Raw genomic sequence first — 2,873 nt, 5'->3', positions numbered from 1 at the left:
CGGCCGTGAGCGCGTCGGCGCGACGGGCGTGGGCGGCCGCCGTGGTGCGCCAGGCGCCGTCCGCCCGCACGCCGGTCACCGTCTCAGCCGTCATCGGCGTCGGGCTCGATCAGCGCGGGGGAGTCGTTGCGCGTGTTGCCGACGGCGGCCGAGACGACCCGGACGTCGAGCGTCTCCGCGACGGCCGGGGCGGCGTCGATCGCGGCGTCCAGCACGTCGCGCACGTTGTCCGTGCCGGGGTCGAGCCAGACGTCGGCGACGTCGGGGTCGACGAACAGCGGCATCCGGTCGTGCACGGAGCCGAGGCCGCCGATCGAGTCGCGGGTGAGGATCGTGAACGACAGCAGCCAGCGGTCCGGATCGTCGTCGGCCTTCGCGGCGTCCTTCCACCACTCGTAGAGCCCCGCGAGCAGGAGCGGCGCGTCGTCTCGGGGATGGATGTAGTGCGGCACCTTGCGGTCCGCCTCCTGCTTCCACTCGTAGTAGCCCGTCGCCGGGACGATCGCGCGGCGCTTGTGGAACGCGGTGCGGAACATCGGCTTGTCCTCGAGCTCCTCCGCCCGGGCGTTGAACGCGCGTGCGCCCACCCCGGGATCCTTCGCCCAGGCCGGCACCAGCCCCCACCGCGCCGGCTCCAGGCGGCGGGTGGGCGGGTCGGTCTTGGCCGAGTCGAGCACGATGGCCGCCTGCGCGGTCGGGGCTATATTGTACGAGGGCGCCGGGAGCGTGTCGCTCACCTGGTCGACCTGCAGCACGCCGACGAGCTCAGCCGCAGGATTTGCCACCACGAACCGCCCGCACATGCGGCCAGCCTACGTCGTGGCCGCCGGTCAGCGCCCGTGGAGCAGGCCGTGCTCGGCCAGGCGGTCCATGAGCGCGGCGCCGTCGTCGCCGGCCACCCACGGCACGGCGGCGGCGGAGTGGTCGTCGACCACCGTACGGCCGCCGGCGAGCACCGCCTCGGCGGGCGTCAGCCGACGGATCGCGACGGCGGCGACGTTCGCCGGGTGCGTGGCGGTGAACGCCGTGTAGATCTCGTCGTCGTGCTGGCCGTCGTCGCCGACCAGCAGCCAGGTGATCTGCGGGAACTCGCTCGCGAGCCGCGCGAGGTTCTCCGACTTGTGCGCGCGACCGCTGCGGAACCAGCGGTCGTGCGTGGGGCCCCAGTCGGTCAGCAGCAGGGCGCCGGCGGGGAAGAGATGGCGGCGCAGGAATCGCGCGAGCGTCGGGGCGACGTTCCACGCGCCGGTCGAGAGGTAGACGACCGGGGCGCCGGGATGCTGCTGCACGAGCCGTTCGAGCAGCACCGCCATCCCGGGCACGGGCTGACGGGCGTGCTCGTTCACGACGAACGAGTTCCACGCCGCCAGCAGCGGTCGGGGGATCGCCGTGACCATGACGGTGTCGTCCACGTCGGAGACCACGCCGAAGCGCACGTCCTGCCCGATGACGAAGGCGCGTGTCGTCGTGGGCTCCTCGTCCTCGACGCTCATGGTGAACCGCTGCCAGCCGGGTGCCAGCGCGGCCGGCAGCACCGTGTCGATCACGCCCCCCCGATCGGCGATCACCTCGTGCACGACCCCGTCGATGTCGACGCGCACGCGTGCGAAGCCCACCGGCACGGCGACGAACGCGCGCCAGCCGCGCACCCCGGTGTAACGGCTCGAGCGCCTGCGCGCCGGCGGCGCGATCATGACGCGCCCGAGCACCCGCACCCATGACTGCGAGCCGTAGCCGGGGAACGCCTCGACCGTCGGCCGCAGCCCGCGCCGGCGCGCCCGGCGCTCCCGCCAGGCGTAGAAGCGGCGCTCGAGTCGCGCCAGCCACAGCACTTTGGCCGGGGCCGGGCGGGGAGAGGTCACGCCCCTCAGTCTTCCATGCCCGCCGGGGGCGCCTCGTCGGTCCGGGTCGCGTTCAGCTCATCGTCATCCTCCAGATGCCGGCGCTCCAGCCGGGCGATCAGCTTGCGCACGCCGAAGACGAGCAGCACGAAGAGGACGATCGCGCCCACGAACAGATACCCGGCGAAGTGGATCTGTTCGGACATGTCCCGGTACGTGCCGGCCGCAGCGGCCGACACCGCGATGTACAGGCCCGCCCACAGCGCGCAGGCGGGTGCGGTCCAGGCGAGGAACCGGCGGTAGCGGAAGCCCGTCATCCCCACCGTCAGCGGTACGAGGGAGTGCAGCACGGGCAGGAACCGCGACAGGAACACGGCCGGGCCGCCGCGTCGCCTCACGTACCGTTCCGACCGCACCCAGTTCTTCTCGCCGATCCACCGTCCGAGCCGGGAGCGGCGCAGCCACGGTCCGAGATAGCGTCCGAGCAGGAACCCGAGCGACTCGCCCGCCAGGGACCCCAGCACGACCGCGATCCACAGCATGAATCCCTGCAGCGGGCTGGTGACCGACGCGCCCGCGACGATGACGATCGTGTCGCCCGGCACGATGAGGCCCACGAGCACGCTCGTCTCGAGCATGACCGCGACGCCGGCGATCAGCACGCGGGCGAGAGGAGGCACGTGCTGCACGGCGTCGAGCAGCCACGACAGGGCGTCGTTCACGGGACCGAGCATAGGGGCGCACGCCCTCCCTCTAGCCTGGGAATGTGCGTGAGGATGCGGAGACCGTCGAGCTGCCGCGCTCTCTCGCACCCGATCAGGCCTTCGCGGCGTTGCGCGACGAACCGCACGTGTTCTGGCTGGACGCCGGTGCCGGCGCACGCGAGGGGTGGAGCTGGGTGGGTGCGGGCTCTCCCGACGACCCGGACGCCGTCGTGGCGACGCCGCTCATGACCGCGCCTGCGGCGCCGGCCGCGGCCGGGCCGTTCCGCACCGGCTGGGTCGGCTGGATCGGCTACGAGCCGGGCGCGGG

Annotated in this window: 3 protein-coding genes and 1 pseudogene; 1 reads left to right on the top strand and 3 read right to left on the bottom strand. The window is 73.2% G+C overall.

The features are described 5' to 3' along the window. Positions 1-83 precede the first annotated feature (83 nt). Genes QM626_RS11550 through QM626_RS11540 form a run of 3 tightly spaced genes read right to left on the bottom strand, consistent with a single transcriptional unit; the run spans position 84 to position 2,563 of the window. Positions 84-803 carry an SOS response-associated peptidase gene (locus QM626_RS11550; protein ID WP_415077095.1) on the bottom strand — a complete coding sequence of 240 codons (720 nt, stop codon included), beginning with the start codon at positions 801-803 and terminating at the stop codon, positions 84-86. 27 nt (positions 804-830) lie between these two features. After that, positions 831-1,862, bottom strand: a complete 1,032-nt coding sequence (locus tag QM626_RS11545) for an App1 family protein (RefSeq protein ID WP_415077094.1) — start codon at positions 1,860-1,862, stop codon at positions 831-833. 5 nt (positions 1,863-1,867) lie between these two features. Then, the gene (locus QM626_RS11540) at positions 1,868-2,563 is read right to left on the bottom strand and encodes a DedA family protein (protein ID WP_415077093.1); all 696 of its coding nucleotides are present in this window, start codon (positions 2,561-2,563) and stop codon (positions 1,868-1,870) included. Positions 2,564-2,607: 44 nt separating this feature from the next. Between QM626_RS11540 and QM626_RS11535 the strand changes: the two are divergent. Then, a pseudogene (locus QM626_RS11535) lies at positions 2,608-2,873 on the top strand (anthranilate synthase component I family protein); the annotation flags it as partial.

This window comes from Microbacterium sp. (assembly GCF_047606385.1).
Classification (GTDB): domain Bacteria; phylum Actinomycetota; class Actinomycetes; order Actinomycetales; family Microbacteriaceae; genus Microbacterium.
Note: the sequence above shows the minus strand (reverse complement) of the source record. Positions and strands in the feature narration are given on the sequence as shown.